We start from the raw sequence: 21,339 nt of genomic DNA on the forward strand, positions 1-21,339 counted from the left end.
ATATTCATCCGTATTACTCTTATAATTTGTAGTGGCAAAAAATTTCATCACTTCGAGGTCGGAAGTAAAATCAAGCATTATTGACTTGTTATAATAATGTTGAGCCAGTCCCGAATAATGCATTCTTATACGGAATGTATCATGGAGTAATTCAATACCTTCTTCCAGCAATTGAACAACAGGATGCGTCCTGACTAACAGCTCCAGCTCTTGAGAAAAAATCAGAAAATCCAGATAATCGTTGGCTTCATTATGAGCTTTATCCCTGAATAAACTAGGCTTGCACGGTTTTCCAGGATAATAATCAGCCTGTATGGGGCATAGAACGAAGCGGTTTTTTCAATGGTCGGGAAAAATGGGCGAAAGGTTTTGAAAACCAAAGGGTTTAGGCATGATCGGGAAAATGGGCTGAATATTTCGAAGCGGTTTTTCTCTTTACATGGCTTACATCTGCTTTACGTTTGAGGGGCTTTTCTTCGGATATTCGGGGGATTGCTTTACATCGGGCTTGCAGATGGGGCTAAAACGGCCTGGAAGGGTTTTATTTTCGGCTGTGTGGCCGTTTTATGGCTGGGTTGATGGATTTTGTTATATGATGGTGTGAACGGCTGTGTGGCCGTTTTTTTGTGCCTATTTTTAAAGATGTTGCCTTAAAATTCTTCCAAATAAGTATTATTTGGTATATTTGCAGCATAATAGAAACGAATATGGCAAAAGTGATTCATGTGCATTTGCTGCATAAAATAGACGGGACGAAGCAGAAAGATTGGTATTTCAGCAGTATATCGGCTGTTTATACGGTTCTGACGGCAGATCAGGTGGGGGCAACCAAGAATTACCTGCTTCATGCCGGGCTGTCTGGTAACGGCACAATATGCACGAAAAAGGCTATAATTAAGCAATCTACGCTCATCTCGGGTGGTAGTAAGGGAATGGTTAGAACGATATAATAGCGCCGTTAGAAAGGCTTGTAGGCGTTATTTCTTTGAATGCTGATTGGGGAGCTTATGGCTCCCTTTTTTTATGCCCCTACGGTTGGTTTTATTTGGTTAGGGGTTACTATTGGGGTTACTGTTAGGGGTTACTACTTCTTTAAGTTAGGGGTTACTTTAGGGGTTACTTTTTCAGTTCTCAGAGGGTACGCCCGAAATAGGAAACTATGTTATAAATGAAAGCAAGTGCCGTTTTTCTCTGTTTTCAGAGAGGAAAAACGACACTTGTTTGTGTGATATACCTTATTATAATAAAATAAATCCTTTGATTTACAGTGTATTTACGAGTTTGCTTCAGGTAAATTCCTTCAAAAGTGTGTGCGTGCGTCCTTTTTTAGCCTTCTGTAGGAGGCATGCGTGTACCACTTAGAAGAACTTGCTGATACTTCCGATTATTTCAAAGACATTGATGATGCGTGATTTGTCGAATTCCTGTTCATCGTAGTCATTGGTGTTGATGGGGATGAAGCGCAGCTTGTCCGGATCCGGCGACCTGCGGAGGATTTTAATGGTGCGGATGGTATCCAACACCACTGCATAGATTTCGCCATATTGGATGTCGTTGAGTGTGCATTGGTGCAGGGCAATGATGTCGCCATGGTTTATTTTGGGTTCCATGGAGTGCCCGGTGACATTGCACCAAAGGCTGGCTTTTTCGAATCCCCTTATTACAATGTTGGTGGCAGGTATGTTTACCTGTGAATTAAACACTTCATCAAAGCCCCCGATAAAGTCCACATCGTAGTATGGTGTACCGATGGATGGGTTCATAGATGTGGTAGGCAGAGTCGAAGAATTTGCTTCGTCTATTGTTTTAATGCCGTTCAAATCATCTTTCAACATGCTTCCTGCACCAGTAAGTAACCAATCGGCAGATAATTCCGGATAGGCTAATAGAATTTTTTCAATATTCATTGAGCTCATGCCTTTGCCAGACACCTTTGCTTTCCCAATAAGTCCAACAGAAAGACCGGCATTAACAGTCATTTGATTGTCATTTATGCCCTTTTTCTCCATGAAATATTGAAGTCTTTCTATAAAATTCATATCCTTATATTGGTTTTCTTCCATATTTAGTTTGATGTATTGAAATAATTCTATATATTTGCAGCGTGTTTAAGATGTAAACAGCGCGCCAAATATACAAAAAAGGCGTGTGATTAGCGAATTTTAAGGATTAAAGAAAATGAAAGCAAAAGTAATTATAGCTCAAGCAACAGCCGAGACCGCCGAAGCTCTTTACGGACTGGTCAAGAAGATGGTAGATACAACAGCAATCAAGGCTTATCCCAGTGTAGATTATCAGGCAGTTTTCTTTTCAGCTGATAGATACGACTTAGACTTTGTAAAAAGAGTATTGGCGGATAAGTGCTTTTCTTTCAAAATTGAAGATGCAGAATAATACAATAAAATAAGTGAGTTTATGACACAGCAAGAATTTATGGAACGGACGGGGATAACCCCTACAGCAGAGGATTTTGATTACATCCATGCGGTTTATCTGAACACTTCGATGAACAAGGATGAGTTCTGCAAAGATTTCAAGAAACATGGGGACAGCCGGATTATCCGCGATGTTCATGTGCGAGTGCTGAACTATGAAATGAAATGTGAACGTCAAAAGGAAGTTATCGACAACCTGACCGATTTTCTGATTGGCAAGGCACATGCGTATGACGATACCGATTTCCGCAAAGAAGCGGTAGGGCTGGTCGGTGAGATGGAAGTGGTGAAACGGACCATTGAATTGGGGCTTCCGCTTTGGGATGAAGACAGGATGGTTGTCCTTTCGATGATAGAAGAACAAGGCAAATAGATTGCCGGATAACTGGCAGCCCGGAAAGACGGGCAGGGGCGGCAGGCACGGCCGGAGAGTTGGTAAATCGAAATAAGAAAGCGTAGAAAGCCGTCGGGGTTCGATTCCCCGCGCCCCACGATATAAACTTTTAAAATTTAGAGTTATGGCAAAGAATTTCAATCCGAGAACAGCAGAGAGTCTGTTCAAACAGAAGTTGCGCACGATGATAGGCAGTACGGCACATACGCAGAATATTGCCGACCAGGCGATGGAGCTGGCTGGACAATTCATGACGGAGGATGAGATAAGCAACTCGGATGCCTACCGGGTGATAGAGAATGTGAGCTGTGTGTGTGAGGAAGCGATGCAGGTGCTGGTCGAAGAACTGCAGAAAGGGACACGCCTTCATGAAATACTGACGGGTGATTAGGAAATAGCGGAAGCCGTTGAAAACCTTTGAACGAACGATAACGATTAAAAAGTATGACGATATGAGAAAGCAGATTTTGACAGATAACGAGACCAAGACCTTCTTGATGAAGACATTCGGATGCAGCCGTCAGGCTGTGTGGCAAGCACTGAATTTTGTCCGTGACAGCGATCAGGCGCGCCGGATACGCACTCTTGCCCTGAAGCGAGGCGGCAAACTGACTGACGGGAACTTCATCCCGAACTGCGAAACCACCTTCGAGGAGTGCGAGAAGACCATGACCTGCACTTTCGGTCCCCGTGTAAAACTCGTGGTCCACAGAAAGACCAATGATGTGGATGTGTACGTGGACGGAAAACGGACTGAAACCTACCAATGTGAATTTGTATCGGATTTCATGCAGCTGCAGCACGAGACCCAACAGATGGCATCTGCCTTATAAATAGAAATGAAATGGAGTATTATGGAAAGATATTGTGCATATCCTACAATGACCTGACTTACGATGACCGACCGGTGATGGTGAACGGAAAGGCAGACTACAGCAGAAGCCGCACGCTGAAAGGAGTTCATCCTTCCACTCTTTCCGAAGAAGAACTTGCTCCCATCATGTCGATACCCAATTACAAGAAGTTAGCGGCAAAGGAGAAAATCAATGTAGTTCGATCCGGAAGAGGTCTGGGAGGTTACGTTTTGGTAGAAATAGCCACCATGCCCCTACGGTTTCAGGAAAGGATAAAACTAAAATACGGAGATATGAAAGAAGACGTAATAAGAAACTGGCTCGGCAGCCATTACCACATCGATGCGAAAGCCCGGGAATTTTACACCCGGTTCCGTTTTGACAACGGAGATACACTGCCACCGGAACACATCCAAGAATATACGGTAAACGCTTCGGTAATTGAGGCAGTGATGCGTGCCATGGAGGATGCCACGTTTATGCGAAAGGCCATGAAGGCCGGGCCGGTGAACTGGGGCGAACTGGCAGGAGCCATCAGTTACTACCAAGCAGAGTTCGGACATACCTTGCCTGTCAGTTCCAACCGCTTCAAGAAGCGTGTGAATGACTTCAAGGCCAACGGCTATGAAAGCCTTATCAGCCGCAAGTTCATGAACCAGAACCGCCGGAAAGTGACCTATGACATTGAACGCCTGCTGCTGAGCATCGATGCCCAACCGGAGCAGCCCTTCAATACCACCGTGTGGGAACAGTACAATCTATTTGTGCAAGGAGAACTGGAGCTATATGACCCCGAAACCGGCGAGGTGTTGAATCCGGCAGACTTTACCGACAAGGATGGAAATCCGCTGGTATTGAGCCCGGCCACAGTAGCCAACTACCTGAACAACCCCAAGAACAAGGCCCTTCGCGGTAAGCTGCACATGAGCCAATGGGATTTCAACAATGCCTACCGTCCTTATCATCTGCGCAGCATCGGTGAATATTCCTTGAGTAAGGTTTCTCTTGACGACCGCGACCTGCCGCGCCCAATGAAGGATGGCAACCGAGTGAAAGCCTATTATGCCTACGATGTGGTGAGCGGTGCTGTGGTGGGATATGCCTACAACCGGTACAAGACTACCGAGTTATTTTTAGACTGCATGCGAAACATGTTCCAGACCCTGGACCGGAACGGCATGTATATCCCCGCCGAGTTAGAAGTGGAACACCACCTGGTAAGCGACTTTGCCGACGGATTGATGCAAGCCGGTACCGTCTTCCCCCTGATCCGCTGGTGTAACCCCGGGAACTCGCGTGAAAAACGTGCCGAGCACAAGAACCGCGAAAAGAAATACGGTGTGGAGAAACGCACGCAGGTAGGTATCGGCCGATGGTATGCCAAGCTGGAGGCCAACCGCCCGAAGGAAGAAAAGGTGTATGACGAAAAGAACAACACCTACAAGGTGAAGACCTATAGTTATGAAGAATTGGTAGCCGATGATATACGCGCCATTGAGACCTTCAACGCACAGCCTCACCCCAACCAAAAGCGCTATCCGGGCATGAGCCGTTGGGATGTGCTTTGCGCCCATCAGAACCCGAACCTTGCACCTTGGGACAAGGCCGTTCTTTACCGGTTCATCGGACAGCACACCGAAACAACCATCCGGCAGAACACCTACTGCACGGTGATGTACAACCAATACGGACTGCCCAGCCCGGAAATCATCGAAAAGCTGGAGCCGAGGAACTACAAGGTAGATGCCTATTATCTGCCCGATGCCGACGGAACCATCAACGAGGTATATATCTACCAGAACGGACGATATATCGCCACCTGCAAGCCCGTAGCCCGTTACAATGAGAATACAGCCGAGCAGACCGAGTACGACAAGGCAGCCTATACCGAACAGTCCAAGTATGTAGCTCAATTCGACAAGATGATGAAGGACGGCAAGATCAAGCGTGTGGGCATCCTTGCCAAAGAGGAAGCAAAGCTGATAACAGAGGTACAGGCGGAAGCCGTTCCCCTTCCTGCACAAGCCGAGGAAGAAGATTACTCAGCCTATATGGACATCAGTGCCTTCGAGCATGATGCAGTAGCCAAGATATAATTAACGATGTTAGAACGAATTTAAAACAGCATTCAAATGGAAATAACAAATGAAGTAAAGCAACGTATTGTGGCAGCGATAGCCGCCGACCGTGAAAATTATCCCAGTGACAACCGCCATGCCACGGCACTGGGCATAGCCCCCAGCGTTTACAATGCCATCAAGCGGGGCAATTATGAAAAGCAGGTCAGTGATGCCAACTGGGTAGGTATAGCCCGAAGATTAGGCGTGCAACTGCGTACAGAAATACCTTGGCTGGCAGCACAGACCCCGACCTACGTGTTTGTGAGCAAGCAGCTGGAAGTGTGCCAGGGAAGCGGGCTGAGTGCCATCCTGTGCGATATGCCCAATATCGGCAAGACCTTTACAGCGAAAGCTTACGTGAAGCAGCACAAGCACGCCGTATATGTGGACTGCAGCCAGGTGAAGACCAAACTGAAGCTGATACGCTACATTGCCAAGGAATTCGGTGTGACCAGCAACGGACGCTATAGCGACGTGTATGAGGATCTGGTGGCCTACCTGCGCACGATTGATACGCCCCTGGTTATCCTGGATGAAGCCGGGGACCTGCAGTATGAAGCCTTCCTGGAGTTAAAGGCGCTTTGGAACGCTACGGAACGCTGCTGTGCCTGGTATATGATGGGTGCCGACGGATTAAAGGAGAAGATCAACCGCGCCATCGAAGGCAAGAAGGTGGGCTATACCGAAATGTTGAGCCGCTACGGTGACTCCTACAGCAAGGTGACCCCGGACGATGCGCAGGAACGCGAAAAGTTTCTGAAGGCACAGGCTGCCATCGTCGCAAAAATCAATGCCCCGGACGGTGCCGACATTGCCAAGATTGTTCATAGCACCGGAGGCGGCTTGCGGCGCGTATATACCGAAATCGAAAAATTAAGGAGGATGCAGGCATGATAAGCAAGATAGAAATGCAAGCGATGGATGCTGTTATCGGTATCCATCGCGAGATGAGAAAAGCGAATGAGATAGACTGGGAACAGCGCAGATATGAAATTGCCAAAAGCATGCTTCCGGTAGTAAGAAGCAATTCATCAGGTATAATGTCTATAAAACAAGTTGCCAGACTTGCTGTGGACTATGCTGATGCTCTTATTGAAGAATTGAAAGGAGGTAACCGTGAAACTGAAGAGAGCCTACAGTCCCGGTGAGGTGCTGAACATGAAGATTCCCCGGTTCGAGTTTTCCGGGGACTGGCAAACCTCGATAGGCAACCCGGCCAAGAGCGGCGTGTGGATTATTTGGGGAGCCAGCGGAAACGGTAAGAGCAGCTTTGTGATGCAGCTGGCCAAGTACCTGTGTAGCTTCGGACGCGTAATTTATGACAGTTTGGAAGAAAGTACCGGTTTGTCGTTCCAGATGAGCCTGAAACGGCACAAGATGGGTGAAGTGAAAAAGAAGCTGATTATCCTTGACCGGGAACCGATGGAGCAATTGGAGGAACGGTTACGGCGCAGAGGCAGTCCCGGAATCGTGATTATCGACAGCTTCCAATACAGCGGCTTGAACTACAAAACCTACAAGGAGTTCAAGGAACGTCATCCCAAGAAACTGTTTATCTTCATCAGCCATGCCGAGGGGCTTCATCCGGCAGGTAGAAGCGCCCGCAAGGTGGAATATGATGCCGATGTGAAAATCATGGTAAGCTGTTTCAAAGCCTGGTGCAAAAGCCGCTTTATGGAGCGGCCCGGTGAGCCCTACGTGATATGGGAAGAAGGTGCTGCCAAAACATTGAAGGACGATAATATGGAGGATTATTTGAATGATGGAATGGGAGAATAAGCTGTACCAGATACTCCTGAAAGAACAGGAAGCGGAGGCCGTGGTGGACGATTGGGTAGAACGTAACATACAAAGCGACCTCCGTCTGCGCAGGGCCAAGACAAAGGGACACGTAGTGATAGAAACCAGGGATGTGATGTTTGCTCGGAATATTCAGGTATGGCATCCGTCCTGCCAAATAAACATTAAAGATTTGAAGTGATGGAAAAGAAAGAAGAAAAGAAAGTGTGCTGCATCTGCGGCAAAGAGTATGAGGGCTACGGATACAATCCGTTCCCGGTGAAAGAAGAAGGCTGCTGCTGCCAATCGTGCAACTACAGTGTGGTGGTTCCGGAACGGTGGGAACGACACAAGGCTTTTCAACGTGGTGAAGCGACCGGTGCCGGGAAAGTGTACATCAGCGGAGCCATCGCGCACTATGATATGAATGAGCGCAAGGAAGCCTTCAGCCGTGCCGAGGAGAAACTGATGGCACAAGGCTATGATCCTGTAAACCCTTTCAGGAACGGATTGCCGGATGAAGCTCATTGGAGAGCCCACATGCGGGCCGACATTGCCCTGTTGCTGGCTTGTGACTATATCTACATGCTGAAGGACTGGGAACTGAGCAAGGGAGCCAAACTGGAGCTTGACGTAACCAGTTCGTGTGGCATTAAAGTATTGTTTGAATAACCTTTTAATAGTGAATGTATGGAAGAAAAACAGAAAGTTCAGGTCGTATTTGAATTTGACCGTTCCGAGTATGACGCGTATCTCTTTTTGATGAATCAAAAGAAGACGAAAGAGGTAGAGCAAATATGGAACACCATGAGCGGTGAGCCTGTGGTTGCGGATATTGATTTGTTTGAAGAGGACAGCCAGTCTGTAAAACTTATGATGATAAGTTTGGCAATTCTTTCAGTGGAGAAAAAAGTGAAAGGATGATATGGCACAGGAAGTAACCAATTTCGCCCGGTTCTATGCATTGTTCAACAAACTGCCTTATCAGGGCGATCGGGAGGAATTCAAAAAACAAATCGTGCTGCAGTACACGTGGAACCGGACAGACAGTCTGAAGGAAATGACGGCCAAGGAGTATGAAGTTTGTTGTACTGCTCTGGAGAAACTGAGCGGACAAGACGAATGGCGGCAGAAACTTCGCGAGGAACTGCGACGGAAACGCAGCGTCTGCCTGAAGCTGATGCAACAGTTGGGTATAGACACCACCGACTGGAACCGGGTGAACGAATTCTGCAACAACCCCCGGATAGCCGGCAAGCCCTTTGTTCAGGTTAGTACAGCCGAGCTGGAACAACTGGCCATCAAACTGCGGGCTATCCAACGAAAAGGAGGTTTAACCGATAAATAGAGCAATATGGATAAAAAAGCACATGAAGCGCTTGAGCGCATAAGAAAAGACGTGACCCTTACGACATCCGATATGGAGAACCAGGATGCAGCGGAGTTTTTCAACGAACTGGCCGACTGGGCGTATGCCAATGGGGAGGCCATGCTGATAGACGATGAACCGGAAAAGCAGGATGATTATGAGGATAGATGACCAAGACAAGCTGATAAAAGCGGGGTTCTGTATAATACGAAAGGATGATTATCCAGGCCCGAGGATAAAGATGTGTACCGGCATAAACGGTGGCTGGAAGACATACAAGAAGTTTGAAACCAAAGCAGAAAGAGACAGGACATTCGCTTTGCTGCTGAAGGATGACAAAGTAATAGCTGATTAACAACTAAAATGATTTAAAATGGAAAAGAACAATCAAAGTGTGGACATCAAGTCCCTGAGTAAAGAACAGCGAGCAGCCCTCATGGCCCAGCTGCAGCAAGAAGAGAAAGAAGACCGCATCGCCCGTCGTGAAACTTACGAGGCATTACGCGGTGAGTTTATGCACGAAGTAAAGACCAACGTTCTTGAGATGGTGAATGCCGTGACCGGGTTCCGCGGATGGCTGGAAAAAGAAGCCGATGCCTTTACCAAGGTGATGAAGGAATACGGCCAGGTGAAAAGCGACGAACAGCGCAGCTATACCATTACGGACGGAGACTTCCGTCTGGAAGTGAAAAGCAACAAGGTGAAAGGCTTCGATGAACGAGCCGACATGGCAGCCGACCGTCTGATTGACTATTTGAAGCGCTACATGCAGAACAGCGAGAAAGGTTCTGATGATCCGATGTATCAGATGGCCATGACCCTGCTGGAGCGCAACAAGATGGGCGACCTGGACTACAAGAGCATTTCAAAGCTGTATGAACTGGAAGATAAGTTCGATGAAGAGTATGCAGACATCATGCGCCTGTTCAAGGAAGCTAATGTAGTGCAGCGCAATGCCACCAACTACTACTTCAGCCGCCGCAACCCTGAAAACGGCGTATGGACCCGCATTGAACCCAGTTTCTGCCGTTTGTAGCCGAAACCCGTTAACCCTATAAACAGAAAGCGCCGCAATTATAACAACTGCGGCGCTTTTGTTCTTAAAATAGATGGAAATCAGTTATCTTTGTAAGAGAAATAAAATGTATGGGCAAAGGACGGGATAAAGAACTGATCAAGCTGCGTGACGAGGCACTATGCCGTCGTTACTACTATTGGACAGAAATACAGCGGTTGCGGTTCGACGATGCTTTAAAAGTGTTGTCGGAGCGCGAATTCTTTATATCCGAGGAACGTATCATGACCATCATCCGCCGGAAATCACGTGAGGGAACAGACTACAATCTGAAGCCTGTTCCCAAGGTGAAAGCCCCCCGTCTGACTGCCGCCCAGCTGGAACTATTCCCCATAAGATGACGGCATGGCCGATTCATCGTGCAGTGTGAATGAGAACGTCATTTCATAGACCTTGATGTAATGCGGCATGGCATACGAACGGCTTTTCTCGCGTACCAGCGGCGAAGCGTTGTCCGTGCATTGCAGACACTGCAGCGACTTGTATAATTTCTTGGCCAGCTGCTGCCTTTCCCTCACCTTGTCATACGTGCCGGATGCGTAGCTTGTATCGTCGTAACAATCGATGGCCAGCCGGACGGTCAGTGCGGATTCGCTTTTCTGTGCCCCGTATCCGAGGTCGTGCCAGTCGGAGTTTGTATTTCCGATTAATACACAAGGGAAAGTGACCGGGTACTGGTCTTCTTCTGCTCCCATTTCCAATTGTCCGTAGTCCTCGTCGATGAGAGAGAGTTCCGGCATTTCCTGTGCAATCTGTTCCATGATTGCGATAAAAATTTCGTCCATATCGTTATTGGTTTAAAATGTTGGTAATTTCCTGGTCCACCTTTTCCCGGATACGCCGGTTCAATTCTTCGCTTTCGCCCATGAACTGGCGCTGCGGGATGCGGATGTGCAGTTTCTTTTTTTGGGTAAGCGCCATGTTCCTCCAGAACTGTGCCTGCGGATTCAGTTCCTTCGGCTTGGAACGTCGTTTGACGCGTTTCTTTTGCCCTGTGCCGGTTTTTTTTCTTTTTCCCGAAGCCTTGTAGAACTTGGCCCATGCAAAGCGCCTCATGCGGTCTGTGACGGTGACATCGATTTCCCCGCCCCAGTTGTTGATGGGTGCATAGACCACCTCGTTGAATACCCTTACCCGGTAGTCTGCAGGTGTATATCCGACCGATTTGAACAGATGTTTCCTGCCGGAGAGCAGCGTTCCATAATTGCTGGCGGCATCGGAACCTCCCGAGGACAGCCGTTTGGCTTTGGGCCAAGGGTGAAGACCGCCATTGACAAATCCACCCTGCCGGAAGTTATCCTGAAAATGGTCTTTGGCCATTCGTCCTACCATGACTGGCATTTTGCGGCGCATCATACTGTCCAGCCTGTCACGTTTCCGCTTTATCATTTCCGTAAAATCTTTTATGTCCATAATCATCAGTAATTCAAGAATAATTTATAACTTTGCAACCGAGGCTTCCAATATGCCTTTTATGCGTTATGAATATACCGGAACAAGTAAAGAACGAGGCCCGTGTACTTATTGAGCAATACGGTGACACCTTCGAATACCTTGGTATTTATGAAGGCCAGGAAGCCTATGTGTTCAAGTTTCCGGGGGACTCCTGTACCGGTTATCCTTTCGTCTATCTGTATGACGGTAAAGACGCAACCGAAATAACCGGTCCGTTATCCCTTGACGTTATCGATTCATGTATCGAAAATATCGAGGAAGGAGACATCGAATAGCTTATTGTCAATTCTCAGGACTCCCCTGCAGTTGTGGGAAGTCGCAGCTCCTATTTCACATAAATATTTTACGTCTTTCCATTCCATTCCTGAACCGGCAGAATTATCGCTTTGGGGTTCGATATACCTTAGTTCACCATCCGCAAACCGTTGCAGGATTGTAGCATGACCTCCTCCACTTTTCCAGCCGATGCACAATTCATACACGCCTTCTTCCTTACATACCTCATTGAAATACTCCATGTACCTTTTAGGGGTCATTTTCAGGTATCCTTTGTGCGCAAGCCAGCTGTTTATACTTATATGTTGCGCCGGAGTACCGTCGGTGTTTTTCCAGACTTCAAAAGCACGTCCATTACTCAGATATTCAAGTTTAGACCCTGCGACATTGCCTTTGGCGGTAATATCCCATCCACGTAATCGTAAAGCGTATGCCGGTGCGCAAGTCTGGCAGTTGATACTGTATGGAGTATCCCGTTTTTTATCGTAATCGCTGTTCTTCCGGTATCTGTTTCCCCTTTTATCGCGGTATATTCCTTTGGAATCCAAAATATACTCTTCCACATGTTTGGGATTTGCATTCTGTTTGTCCGCCTTATCCACATCCATAGGTTTTCCTTTTTTGATTTTAAGAGCCTTTTCCATTTCGAGGTTGTTCCGGGCAATGGCCATTTTTTCCTCCCCGGTAAGGTAGTCCGGCATTTCCGCAATCATCTCGTCAATACGGGCCATAAGTTTATCCACCGCTTTTTGGGCACCCTTGTGGGCTTCTGCCTGATATGGATGATTGTCGGAAAACAGTTTGCCGTCCGTTCCCGGATTGTTATCCAGTCCGGGCTGGGGCTTGTTCTTGTCGTCTTCGTCCGGAAGTGGTGTCGGCTCCTCGTCGGTGGCAGTGAGGTCGCACTTGCAGTTCCACCGGTCGCCCGGTCGGTGGATGTTCCAGAACGTGTCATCAATCGGCCGGATGGTATTCCAGAACGGGCGGTGGTCAGCCCCCGGATGAATGGAGGTGGACGGTAGCCATTTGAGGTTGGGCAGAATATCGCGTTCGCGCAGGAACTGTTGCCAGTCAGCCGCCTGATGCGCCCGGATGACCGCCGTATCATACTCCGTCCGCAGCCAGTGACGAACCTGATGGGAAGCAATGGGCAAGACTTCCTGTACCCATTTGTCGAACGGTTTTAAAATGCCGTTTGAATCCAATAAAAGTCGTGCCATGTCATTCTGCATACGATGTACCTTGAATGCCGAGAATACGGCATTGTTCCGGAGTATGGCATTTCTGAAATCCTCGTCCGGAGTAATGGCCTTGGATTTGCTGAACCCTTCCTTTGCCGCCTTGTCCATCTTTGCCCATATTTCATTGAACAGGTTGATTTCGATTTCGGTTGCCGGATGAAAGTCCCTGCTGTATATGTTCAGCAAGGCACGCCGCAGCACCTCTTCGGAGAAGTCAAACTCCATGGAGATGCTGCCATTATCAGCCGCATACAGTCTGTCGACTACCAGTCTAAAGCTGCCCCGTCTGCCGGGGCTTTCACGAAAAAACCTTTGAGCCAGTTCCGGAAGTTTCTTTTCTGTTTCGGTGTCGGTTCATCATCCCGTCCCTTATTCGCTGGCTCCGGCTCCTTCTTCGGGCTTGGAATCTGGTCGGCTTGTTCAGCCGTCTTTTGTTCCGCCTTCAGCTGCTCGTAATTGGCCGGTTTGTCGATACCGAATTCCTCATAGAGATAGTCGTCGTCGATGGGGATGTTGAAGTTCTTCTTCAGCTGCGTGAGGATGGATATTTTGGTACCGGCATCCGTTTCCTTCGGTTCGGGGAAACAGAACGTACCCCCTTCGGTGTTGATGCCCATGCGCAGCAGAATGTCCGTCATGTCGTAATTCAGCACGTTGAGCACGTACTTCCGGTCGGCCTCCAGTACCTTGTCCTCTACTTTCTTATGAACCGTACCCAAAGCCTGCGTGCCTTTTTCGGACGATTCGGTGGTCAGCGTATTGCCCAGTATCAGTTTGGAAATTTCGTTGTTGCACCGCTCGCAGAGGCGTTCATAGACATCGGCAGACCCTGTTTTGTTTCCGGCTTCCGTGAGTTTGAGTTCCGTGTCCTTGGCATGGAAGAACTGCGCCAGACTTCCGGCATTGGCCGCATCCTCCATGGCCCGCTGGCGTGACTCGTCGTCGTCGGAATCATAGATATATTCCTGGATAGGCATGCCGAATACCTCGGAGAACTGTGCCCAGTCGCCCGTAGTGTTACGTTTGTAGATGACCCAAGGTGCAGCCTTGGCCAACAGCCCCAAATCGGACGGTGAACCCACAAACAGCAGGTCGGTATATTCATTCCAGGAATGGCCGGTAATGTCCGTCTGGTGGCGCAGGATGAGTTCCCTGACCGGATCCACATGCTTGCGTGGTACCAGGTCATAATCCACCCACTCCTGCAGCTTGTAGAACTGGCAGAGCGAGAAGCCCCAGAATTTCGCATCAAGGATGTCACCCACCAGCCGGTTGAACCAGGGCGACTGTATCTGTTCGTTGATTTTATCGTCGGGCTTCCCGTCCACCCGGAATTCCATGTTGGAGCACAGCACGGCATTCTTTCGCTTTTCGAGCACACAGGAAAGGTGGGTATCCATCAGAATGTCCTCGTAGAGGTCATAAAGTTTGTAACGTCGCGAGAAATCGACATTCTCGGCCACCCTTACGGCTGCCATGTAGTCGGAAATGTCCAGCCCGAAGCGTTTGGGCTGTGTGAGCACAATCACATTCGGTCTCTTTTGTCCCGGCAACGTGAAGTTTCCCCCTACGGTGATGATGCCGGCTTTGTTGTTTTTTCTGTTTTTCTTTTTCATGATGCTTGCTTTTTACCAGTGGTTCGTTCGTTTGCGGTTGCTTTGAATGCGGAAATCCGACCTGCCCGCCCTTTGTTCCTCGGGCAGCAGCGGAGCCCCTTCGATTGAAATGTCCTCGTCGGCCACCGCCTTCATCCATTCCACCGCCCGTTCGTAACGATCCTTGCGTACCTGGGAAAGTTTCTGCGGGTTGTGGATGCAGAAGATGTGATAGACCGCCATGTCGATGACCATCATCAGCACGAGCTGGTTACGGTTCTCGCCGGTGGCTGCAAAAATCTTGTTGCAGTCGTAGCGTTTGCCCAGATAACACCGCATTTCGGCAATGGCCCTGTCCTCGCAAACCTCAATGACCGTTTCGTCTTCGCGAACCAGTGCGTCGAGGATGTCTCGGTGGATGCTCGCATCGTAATCGGTAAGTTCAACAAATTTGCTCATAGTCCTATTGTTTTAGAGTTGTCATAATCTTTTCTTATTCCGTTTTCTTACATCCTTCCGTGATCGGAATACGGGCGGTTCAATGCGCCTGATCAGTTCGTCAATGATACGGTTCGCCCCTTCGACCGCATCCGGTCCGTCGGCCGGATAGCGCATGGTCAGGGTGAACAACTTGAATTGATCCTCCAGTTCCTTCATGTGCGGATTGTCCCGTTCAGCCTCGTTGAGGATGAGGTTCCCCTCGCGGTTGAGCGGTTCAAGGTTGGCCTCGATGCGCGTAGCCTTGTCCGTCTTCTTCTCCTCGTCGCCCCGGATGAACAGCGCAATCTTCTGTTCGCGGCGTACTTTTGCCACCAGCGGTTTGAACACCTGTTGGAAGAAAGGGTCCTGCAGCTTGTTGTTCTCCATGTAGCAATAGACATTGGTCTTGCCCCCGACAAATTCAAGCATCCGGACATACCAGTCAATGAACTCCGCATTGAGCGCCTGTGCCAGGAAAGTCTTGATGACGTAAAGCCTGCCACCCAATTTGCCACAGAGCGAAACCGTCTTGAAGGATTTGCCTTTCTTACCCTTGCTTTCGCCCGGTGCCGGGTCGCCATACACCACGAGGAACTTGAATTTGGAGAGTGCCGGAACCTTGCCGTATGCAATGTTTTCGAATACCTCTCCCACGGAAATCGGGTTGTTGAAATATTCTCCCTGTGCCGCCTTTTTGGATATTTTGGACAGTGTGCGGTCGATGTCCTCTTCCGAGTTCTTTTCCGGCCATGTGGAAAAACCGTTTTTGTCGCGGATGTTCACGATGTCCCAGGAGTCGGCCATTTCGCCCGCCCTCACCACGCAGCAGTCCTTGGCGATGATGTTTCCGCAGAAGATGACCAGTGTAGGTTCGGAAATGGACCTTGTGGGATACAGCGCATTTTCCCACCAGTCCCAGCGCTTCTGGATGATGTCCGGGTTCTTGGTATCCTCGTCCGTATCAAAGTCATCGACCAGCAGTACGTCGGGACGTATGGCCTCGTTTCGCGAACCACGCGGAGATTGTCCGGCACCCAGTGCGCGGAAAGAGACCTTCCCTTTGGTGGTGAATTCATCCTCGGTCCATGAGCCCGGCAGTTCCTGTTTGCCGTAGTATGCCATGATGCGTCCGTTGGCTTCGAGATTGGCCCGGTAGGGATCGAGCAGGCGCACCGCATTGTCCTTGCTGTTGGAGGTCAGAATCACATTCTTTTTGCGTCCGGTAAGCGTGAGATTCATGACGATGAACATGGTGACGGTGGATTTGGCCAGCTCACGGCTCCAAGAAAGCACCTCAAACCATTCATCGTGTGCAATGATCCGCCGGATAGCCTTTTTCTGGAAGTCGGCAAATTCATATTTGACATAATTCGGAAAAAAGAACTTGATCCATTCTATGGGATGTTTCTCAAGATATTCCCGGTGTTTTTCCCGTTCGGCTGCCGTCATGTTCCTATCGACCGGTGTAGCCCTTGCGATGTCTTCTTTGTACTTCTCCCAATCGAGGAGAGCGAGTCTGTCAGTCTGTTTCATTGTCTATCCCTTTATAATTTGTCTTTAATGTACGCATCGGCCAGGCGTGTAATTTCCTTTGCCTTTTCGAGGTCGGCCGCCCGTACCCAGTCGATGAGCCCGGTGAGGACACTGATGATGTCGGCAATGCCCACTTCCTGCTCCATGTTGCGTATGGCCGCCGACAGTTTCCCGAGGATGTCAGCCTCCTTGGATGAGGGGAACCGTTCCCCTTCGGGCCGTTCGGCGATGGCCTTGTTTATTTCGGCCACCTGCCGGTAGAGGTTAGCCACCTGTTCCTGCCTTGTGAGCGTAAGCCCCACCTTCTGTTCCTCCCACTTCCCGGCCCGTACCCAGTTGGACACGGACACCCGTGACACGCCCACCCGGTCGGCGATTTCCTGCTGTGTGAGGTTTTCCTTGAGGTACAAAGTTTTTGCCCATTCCTTTTTCTGGGCATTCGTCAAATCTGCCATAAATCGTCCTTTTTAGTTGTAAATCACGTTACAAAATTGCATGAAAAAGCGGGGTTTGTAAAAGCGCGTACGCATGATGACGGGTTACAGCGTTATGATAACGCCAGAAAACGTTATGATGCGGACGCGGTTTCTTGGTGCCATGGGAATGTTCTATTTTCGCACCATCGAAAGGCGGGGAAACCGCTGGTAAAGACATGACGATGAGCAGATTTTTCAATATTACAACGAGTGACGACGGCACCAGTACGATATTCCTGTACGGGGACATCGGAGACTATACGGAGGTGCAAAGCGGGCGCATAGCCCAGGAACTGATGGAAGCCGAACGCGTGAGCCGACGCATCCATGTGCGTATCAACAGCAACGGCGGGGAAGTGTACAGCGGCATTGCGATATTCAACGCCCTGCGCCATAGCCAGGCCGACATCCGCATTTATGTGGATGGCATAGCCGCCAGCATGGCCAGTGTGATAGCCCTTTGCGGCAAGCCCGTAGAAATGAGCAAATATGCCCGTCTGATGCTGCACAGTGTGAGCGGCGGGTGTTACGGCAACAAGCAGGACCTGCAGCGTTGCATGGAAGAGATAGAAAGCCTGGAAGGCAGCTTGAGTGAAATCTATGCCGAGCGGCTGGGCATGAGCAAGGAAGAAGTGAAACAGACCTATTTTGACGGCGAGGACCATTGGCTGACCGCCAAGGAAGCCCTGGACCTTGGTTTCATAGACGACATCTATGATGCAGACCCCGTGCCGGCAGACAGTACACCGGCGCAGATATATACTTTATTCAATAACCGGCTCGTTGAGCCACAAAAAAACAGAGAAGACATGAATCTGGAAGACGTAAAGAAACGCCCGCGCTTCAAGGACTGCGCGAGTGATGCGGATGTGTTCCGCCTGATGGACCAACTGGAGGAAGAGGCAGGCAAGGTACCTATCCTTACGAAAGAGAACACCGACCTGAAGGCCAAGGTGAAGACCTACGAAGACAAGGCTGAAGCCGAAGACCTTGCCGCCCGCAAGCAGCTGCTTGACGCAGCCGAGCAGGACGGTCGCATTGATGCGACTACCCGCCCCATCTACGAAAACCTTTTGGCCAATGACCGCGAGAACGGCGAAAAGGCCCTGGCCCAACTGCCGGTAAAGCGCCGTGTGATGGAAGACCTGCATCTGGAACCGAATGGTGAAGAAAGCCCCTGGAACAGGCGTATGCGAGAAATTAAGGACAAACGTAAAAAGTGATTGAACTATGGCAATAATTGTAAGAAACACGAATTACAGCGGCGAGGTACTGGAACAGTTGCTGACGCTTGCCGCTACGAGCAATGAGATTGTGGAAAAGGGGCTGATCATGGTGATTCCCGGTGTGGAGAAGAAAATCAGCCTGCCGCGCCTGAAGACCGGCAAGATGCTCCAGAAGCGCAAGGAGAACCCCGGCGTGGAGGATTCGAAGGGCAACTTCAACTACGACGAAAAGAGTCTTGACCCGGTGGACTTCATGGCCTTTACGGTGTTTAACCCCCGCACGTTCGAGAACATCTGGCGCAAATGGCAGCCGAAGGGCAACCTGGTATTCTCGGAACTTCCGCCCGAAGCGCAGAACGCCCTGCTTGCCGAGTTGGCCAAGCGGGTACAGTTTGAACTGGGTGACCACTATGTGAACGGTGAATATGGGGATGATGACGACCACTTGTTTAACGGCATCCTGACCCAGATGGCCAAGGATACTGAGGTGATTGTGGTGGACAGCGCAGAATCGACCATGCTGGGCAGACTGAAAGCCATGCGTGCGAAGATTCCCGTGGCCATCCGCAACAACCCGGACCTCCGCATTCTGATGAGCGTGAACGACTTTGACAAGTATGATGACGAGCTGACCCAGCGCGAGTCCAAGAACACGAGCGAAACCGATGTGAATGCCCGTCGCTACAAGGGCATTACCATTGAGACGCTTGCGGCCTGGCCCGATGATCTGATTGTGTGCACCCTCTGTTCGCCCGATGCCGGCGGCAACCTGTTTGCGGCTGTGAACCTGCAGGACGATGAAGACGTGATTCAGATTGACAAGATCTCGAACGCGAGCGAACTGTACTTCTTCAAGATGCTGATGAAGGCTGACACGAACATTGCCTTCGGTGAAGAAGTGGTGGTGCTGGACAAGCGAAGCAACCCCGTGTTCAAGGCGAGCGAGAAGAAGATTTCAGTTGACCCTGCCAGTGTGACCCTTGAGGCAACCGGTGGCAGTGAAGAAGTGACCGTGACCGCCAGCGGAGAATATGAGATAGGCAGTGCCCCTGCCGGCTTCAAGGTGGAAGCGACGGATAAAGGCGTGAAGATTTCGGCCGGTGCAAACAGTGGCAGTCAGAAAACCGGTACACTGACCCTTACGCTCAATGCCGACCGCAGCAAGACGGCCAAGATTACCATTACCCAAAACCAGAAAGGATAAGATGGTATGGCAAAATTGAAGTATCTGGTAATTCACTGTACGGCAACCCCGGAGGGGCGTGAGGTATCATCGGCGGACATCCGGAAGTGGCACACTTCGCCCGTAAGCCAGGGTGGCAGAGGTTGGAAACAGGTGGGCTACACCGACCTGTTCCACCTGCAGGGCGGTGTGGAACGCTTGGTGAACAACAACGAGGATGCGCAGGTGGATCCCTGGGAAGTGACCAACGGAGCCAAGGGGTACAACAGCGTGAGCCGCCACATTGTGTATGCCGGCGGTGTGGCCAAGGACGGCAAGACCCCGAAGGACACCCGCACCGGCTGCCAGAAAAAGGCACTGGAGAAGTATGTGAAGGACTTCCATCGCAGATTCCCGGATGTGCGCATTGTGGGACACAACGAGCTGGCGGCCAAAGCCTGCCCCAGTTTCGATGTACAGAAATGGCTGAAAGAAATAGGTATTAACCAATAATAAAAGAAGCAATCAATGAAACGAATTATGCTGTTTATGATGCTGATGCTGGGAACAGTATCGGCTGTGATGGCCCAAGGGGCCGATGTTCCGGCAACGGACTATGACGCAATGATTGGCACCTTTGCCGGTTTCGTCGGCGGTGTGGTGGTGCTTACTGAAGGGTTGAAAGGTTTGTTCCCCAACATGAAAGGCTGGGTGACGCAGCTGGTGAGCTGGTGTGTGGGCTTGGTGTGCGCGATGCTACTGTGGTGGCTTGATGCCGGATTTGTGAGTGATGTGAGCTGGGACATTGCCTTGCTCTATGGTTTTGGTGCCTCACTTGTAGCCAATGGGGTAGCCGACACGGGACTGGTGCAATGGGTTATCGGACTATTCCGAAAGAAACGCGAGGAAGCAGAATAAAAGGTTGACTGACTAAAAAACGGGTGGTATGGACTTTAGCGAGATCATGAACATTATTCTTAGCGGCGGCCTTGTGGGCACTGCAGCAGCCATCGGTTCCCTGCGTGCTACGGTGAGGAAAGCGAAAGCGGAAGCGATGAAAGCCGAAGCCGACGCAGAGGGTGTGCGTGTGGATAACGCAGAACATGCCACCCGCGTTTTGGTGAGCAATATTGTGGTACCCTTAAAAGAAGAACTGAATGCAACAAGAAAAGACCTGCAGGCCAACAAGCGCGAAATGGCGCGACTGCGCAAGGCCATTGACACTGCCAACAGTTGCCGCCATCATGATGACTGTCCTGTGCTTGGCGGGCTGCGCAAGCAGCAGGAAGAGCACGACGGTGGAGAAGATACAGACGGAATCGGCAAGCACCGACAGCGCGAGCGGAAGCCGACGGGCGGGACTGGTGATGGCGGGTATACCGGCGAGTTCGGTGAAGCTGTCTATACCTGCGGACAGCCTCCGTAAACTTCCTGAAGGTGCCGTGTACCGTGGCAAGAGCGGACAGGCGAATCTGACCGTAGGCAGCGACGACAGCGGGAACATCGTGGCCGAAGCCTCGTGTGACAGTCTGCAGCAGCTGGTGCTATGGTATGAAGAAGAGCTGGCGCGTATCCGTAGCGAAACCAAGAGCGAAATTTCAAATGACGTTCAAACAGTAGAAAAACGCCCTCCGAACCGGATGCGGACGTTTATCACAGGTGTATTGGCCGGCTTATTGGCCGGTGTGTTATTAACCATCAAACTTTATAAACGATGAACAAGAATTTCATGTACGGCATAGGAGCCGTAAAGTATAAGGATTTCACAATCGGGTATATTGAAAAGAACTCGTTTGACCTGGGCGGCAAGAAACCCGAGGCCGCGAAGATCGAGGCCGAACAGGTGCAGGGTGCCCCGGTGCTGGTCAT

33 protein-coding genes are annotated in these 21,339 nt (G+C 49.9%); 24 read left to right on the forward strand and 9 right to left on the reverse strand.

What is annotated here, in order from left to right:
- The coding region (locus ACMJ0U_RS10025; RefSeq protein WP_417129824.1) for an FRG domain-containing protein at nucleotides 1-315 on the reverse strand (315 nt) is incomplete at its 3' end.
- Between the two features lie 392 nt (nucleotides 316-707).
- On the opposite strand from ACMJ0U_RS10025, the gene ACMJ0U_RS10030 reads away from it, so the two are divergent.
- Nucleotides 708-950 (forward strand): hypothetical protein, encoded by a 243-nt coding sequence (locus ACMJ0U_RS10030; protein WP_007751495.1) that lies wholly within the window; start codon nucleotides 708-710, stop codon nucleotides 948-950.
- Between the two features lie 408 nt (nucleotides 951-1,358).
- On the opposite strand, the gene ACMJ0U_RS10035 is transcribed toward ACMJ0U_RS10030, so the two are convergent.
- On the reverse strand, nucleotides 1,359-2,063 hold the full coding sequence (locus ACMJ0U_RS10035) for a S24 family peptidase (RefSeq protein ID WP_417129822.1): 705 nt from the start codon (nucleotides 2,061-2,063) through the stop codon (nucleotides 1,359-1,361).
- Nucleotides 2,064-2,178: 115 nt separating this feature from the next.
- Here ACMJ0U_RS10035 and ACMJ0U_RS10040 point away from each other — a divergent pair, with 115 nt between their 5' ends.
- The 16 genes from ACMJ0U_RS10040 (at nucleotide 2,179) to ACMJ0U_RS10115 (ending at nucleotide 10,367) form a co-directional block, all read left to right on the forward strand.
- Nucleotides 2,179-2,394: a hypothetical protein gene (locus ACMJ0U_RS10040; RefSeq protein ID WP_007751500.1), complete on the forward strand. Its 216-nt coding sequence runs from the start codon at nucleotides 2,179-2,181 to the stop codon at nucleotides 2,392-2,394.
- Between the two features lie 21 nt (nucleotides 2,395-2,415).
- Nucleotides 2,416-2,808 (forward strand): hypothetical protein, encoded by a 393-nt coding sequence (locus ACMJ0U_RS10045; RefSeq protein WP_007758936.1) that lies wholly within the window; start codon nucleotides 2,416-2,418, stop codon nucleotides 2,806-2,808.
- Nucleotides 2,809-2,953: 145 nt separating this feature from the next.
- Nucleotides 2,954-3,220 carry a hypothetical protein gene (locus tag ACMJ0U_RS10050; RefSeq protein WP_007751507.1) on the forward strand — a complete coding sequence of 89 codons (267 nt, stop codon included), beginning with the start codon at nucleotides 2,954-2,956 and terminating at the stop codon, nucleotides 3,218-3,220.
- 61 nt (nucleotides 3,221-3,281) lie between these two features.
- On the forward strand, nucleotides 3,282-3,662 hold the full coding sequence (locus ACMJ0U_RS10055) for a hypothetical protein (protein ID WP_007758937.1): 381 nt from the start codon (nucleotides 3,282-3,284) through the stop codon (nucleotides 3,660-3,662).
- An 11-nt stretch (nucleotides 3,663-3,673) separates the two neighbouring features.
- Nucleotides 3,674-5,779, forward strand: a complete 2,106-nt coding sequence (locus ACMJ0U_RS10060; RefSeq protein WP_032558185.1) for a hypothetical protein — start codon at nucleotides 3,674-3,676, stop codon at nucleotides 5,777-5,779.
- Between the two features lie 36 nt (nucleotides 5,780-5,815).
- A complete protein-coding gene (locus tag ACMJ0U_RS10065) occupies nucleotides 5,816-6,697 on the forward strand; it encodes an ATP-binding protein (protein ID WP_007751516.1) in 882 nt (293 codons plus the stop codon).
- Nucleotides 6,698-6,711: 14 nt separating this feature from the next.
- On the forward strand, nucleotides 6,712-6,951 hold the full coding sequence (locus ACMJ0U_RS10070) for a hypothetical protein (RefSeq protein ID WP_259317938.1): 240 nt from the start codon (nucleotides 6,712-6,714) through the stop codon (nucleotides 6,949-6,951).
- A complete protein-coding gene (locus tag ACMJ0U_RS10075) occupies nucleotides 6,920-7,582 on the forward strand; it encodes an ATP-binding protein (protein WP_032558186.1) in 663 nt (220 codons plus the stop codon). Before ACMJ0U_RS10070 ends, ACMJ0U_RS10075 begins: the two co-directional genes overlap by 32 nt.
- Nucleotides 7,563-7,784: a hypothetical protein gene (locus ACMJ0U_RS10080; protein WP_007751522.1), complete on the forward strand. Its 222-nt coding sequence runs from the start codon at nucleotides 7,563-7,565 to the stop codon at nucleotides 7,782-7,784. Before ACMJ0U_RS10075 ends, ACMJ0U_RS10080 begins: the two co-directional genes overlap by 20 nt.
- Complete coding sequence (locus ACMJ0U_RS10085; protein WP_417129823.1) at nucleotides 7,784-8,254, forward strand: DUF4406 domain-containing protein; 471 nt, start codon at nucleotides 7,784-7,786, stop codon at nucleotides 8,252-8,254. The genes ACMJ0U_RS10080 and ACMJ0U_RS10085 overlap by 1 nt, the downstream gene beginning before the upstream one ends.
- 18 nt (nucleotides 8,255-8,272) lie before the next feature.
- Complete coding sequence (locus ACMJ0U_RS10090; protein ID WP_007562534.1) at nucleotides 8,273-8,506, forward strand: hypothetical protein; 234 nt, start codon at nucleotides 8,273-8,275, stop codon at nucleotides 8,504-8,506.
- 1 nt (nucleotide 8,507) lies between these two features.
- Nucleotides 8,508-8,930 carry a hypothetical protein gene (locus ACMJ0U_RS10095; RefSeq protein ID WP_007562532.1) on the forward strand — a complete coding sequence of 141 codons (423 nt, stop codon included), beginning with the start codon at nucleotides 8,508-8,510 and terminating at the stop codon, nucleotides 8,928-8,930.
- Between the two features lie 6 nt (nucleotides 8,931-8,936).
- Nucleotides 8,937-9,122 (forward strand): hypothetical protein, encoded by a 186-nt coding sequence (locus tag ACMJ0U_RS10100; RefSeq protein ID WP_007562531.1) that lies wholly within the window; start codon nucleotides 8,937-8,939, stop codon nucleotides 9,120-9,122.
- Complete coding sequence (locus ACMJ0U_RS10105) at nucleotides 9,109-9,306, forward strand: hypothetical protein (RefSeq protein WP_007562529.1); 198 nt, start codon at nucleotides 9,109-9,111, stop codon at nucleotides 9,304-9,306. The genes ACMJ0U_RS10100 and ACMJ0U_RS10105 overlap by 14 nt, the downstream gene beginning before the upstream one ends.
- Before the next feature lie 18 nt (nucleotides 9,307-9,324).
- The gene (locus ACMJ0U_RS10110) at nucleotides 9,325-9,987 is read left to right on the forward strand and encodes a DUF3164 family protein (protein WP_007751532.1); all 663 of its coding nucleotides are present in this window, start codon (nucleotides 9,325-9,327) and stop codon (nucleotides 9,985-9,987) included.
- A gap of 110 nt (nucleotides 9,988-10,097) precedes the next feature.
- The gene (locus ACMJ0U_RS10115; RefSeq protein ID WP_007562525.1) at nucleotides 10,098-10,367 is read left to right on the forward strand and encodes a hypothetical protein; all 270 of its coding nucleotides are present in this window, start codon (nucleotides 10,098-10,100) and stop codon (nucleotides 10,365-10,367) included.
- Here the strand turns inward: ACMJ0U_RS10115 and ACMJ0U_RS10120 are convergent.
- A complete protein-coding gene (locus ACMJ0U_RS10120) occupies nucleotides 10,350-10,811 on the reverse strand; it encodes a hypothetical protein (RefSeq protein WP_007562523.1) in 462 nt (153 codons plus the stop codon). The genes ACMJ0U_RS10115 and ACMJ0U_RS10120 overlap by 18 nt on opposite strands.
- 4 nt (nucleotides 10,812-10,815) lie before the next feature.
- Nucleotides 10,816-11,439 (reverse strand): hypothetical protein, encoded by a 624-nt coding sequence (locus ACMJ0U_RS10125; protein ID WP_172772470.1) that lies wholly within the window; start codon nucleotides 11,437-11,439, stop codon nucleotides 10,816-10,818.
- A gap of 68 nt (nucleotides 11,440-11,507) precedes the next feature.
- On the opposite strand from ACMJ0U_RS10125, the gene ACMJ0U_RS10130 reads away from it, so the two are divergent.
- Complete coding sequence (locus ACMJ0U_RS10130) at nucleotides 11,508-11,756, forward strand: hypothetical protein (RefSeq protein ID WP_007562519.1); 249 nt, start codon at nucleotides 11,508-11,510, stop codon at nucleotides 11,754-11,756.
- Here the strand turns inward: ACMJ0U_RS10130 and ACMJ0U_RS10135 are convergent.
- From ACMJ0U_RS10135 to ACMJ0U_RS10155, 5 genes are read right to left on the reverse strand one after another with little or no spacing between them, the layout of a single operon-like run.
- Nucleotides 11,718-13,223: a toxin glutamine deamidase domain-containing protein gene (locus ACMJ0U_RS10135; RefSeq protein WP_007562518.1), complete on the reverse strand. Its 1,506-nt coding sequence runs from the start codon at nucleotides 13,221-13,223 to the stop codon at nucleotides 11,718-11,720. The genes ACMJ0U_RS10130 and ACMJ0U_RS10135 overlap by 39 nt on opposite strands.
- A gap of 38 nt (nucleotides 13,224-13,261) precedes the next feature.
- Nucleotides 13,262-14,614 (reverse strand): phage portal protein family protein, encoded by a 1,353-nt coding sequence (locus tag ACMJ0U_RS10140; RefSeq protein ID WP_007562517.1) that lies wholly within the window; start codon nucleotides 14,612-14,614, stop codon nucleotides 13,262-13,264.
- Nucleotides 14,615-14,626: 12 nt separating this feature from the next.
- A complete protein-coding gene (locus ACMJ0U_RS10145; RefSeq protein ID WP_007562516.1) occupies nucleotides 14,627-15,052 on the reverse strand; it encodes a phage protein Gp36 family protein in 426 nt (141 codons plus the stop codon).
- 21 nt (nucleotides 15,053-15,073) lie between these two features.
- Nucleotides 15,074-16,606 carry a hypothetical protein gene (locus tag ACMJ0U_RS10150; protein ID WP_007562515.1) on the reverse strand — a complete coding sequence of 511 codons (1,533 nt, stop codon included), beginning with the start codon at nucleotides 16,604-16,606 and terminating at the stop codon, nucleotides 15,074-15,076.
- An 11-nt stretch (nucleotides 16,607-16,617) separates the two neighbouring features.
- Entirely contained in the window at nucleotides 16,618-17,061 is a 444-nt protein-coding gene (locus ACMJ0U_RS10155; protein ID WP_007562513.1) for a helix-turn-helix domain-containing protein, read from the reverse strand.
- A 203-nt stretch (nucleotides 17,062-17,264) separates the two neighbouring features.
- Here ACMJ0U_RS10155 and ACMJ0U_RS10160 point away from each other — a divergent pair, with 203 nt between their 5' ends.
- The 6 genes from ACMJ0U_RS10160 to ACMJ0U_RS10185 are packed head-to-tail and all read left to right on the forward strand — an operon-like array spanning nucleotide 17,265 to nucleotide 21,188.
- The gene (locus ACMJ0U_RS10160; RefSeq protein WP_022199168.1) at nucleotides 17,265-18,305 is read left to right on the forward strand and encodes a head maturation protease, ClpP-related; all 1,041 of its coding nucleotides are present in this window, start codon (nucleotides 17,265-17,267) and stop codon (nucleotides 18,303-18,305) included.
- 7 nt (nucleotides 18,306-18,312) lie between these two features.
- Nucleotides 18,313-19,512 (forward strand): BACON domain-containing protein, encoded by a 1,200-nt coding sequence (locus ACMJ0U_RS10165; protein WP_007562509.1) that lies wholly within the window; start codon nucleotides 18,313-18,315, stop codon nucleotides 19,510-19,512.
- A gap of 6 nt (nucleotides 19,513-19,518) precedes the next feature.
- On the forward strand, nucleotides 19,519-19,983 hold the full coding sequence (locus ACMJ0U_RS10170; RefSeq protein WP_007562507.1) for an N-acetylmuramoyl-L-alanine amidase: 465 nt from the start codon (nucleotides 19,519-19,521) through the stop codon (nucleotides 19,981-19,983).
- A 15-nt stretch (nucleotides 19,984-19,998) separates the two neighbouring features.
- Nucleotides 19,999-20,388 carry a hypothetical protein gene (locus ACMJ0U_RS10175; RefSeq protein WP_007562505.1) on the forward strand — a complete coding sequence of 130 codons (390 nt, stop codon included), beginning with the start codon at nucleotides 19,999-20,001 and terminating at the stop codon, nucleotides 20,386-20,388.
- Nucleotides 20,389-20,416: 28 nt separating this feature from the next.
- Nucleotides 20,417-20,896 (forward strand): hypothetical protein, encoded by a 480-nt coding sequence (locus ACMJ0U_RS10180; protein ID WP_007562503.1) that lies wholly within the window; start codon nucleotides 20,417-20,419, stop codon nucleotides 20,894-20,896.
- Nucleotides 20,862-21,188 (forward strand): hypothetical protein, encoded by a 327-nt coding sequence (locus ACMJ0U_RS10185; protein WP_224205180.1) that lies wholly within the window; start codon nucleotides 20,862-20,864, stop codon nucleotides 21,186-21,188. The genes ACMJ0U_RS10180 and ACMJ0U_RS10185 overlap by 35 nt, the downstream gene beginning before the upstream one ends.
- Nucleotides 21,189-21,339: the final 151 nt, after the last annotated feature.

It is taken from the genome of Phocaeicola sp. (genome assembly GCF_048170425.1).
Lineage (GTDB): Bacteria > Bacteroidota > Bacteroidia > Bacteroidales > Bacteroidaceae > Phocaeicola.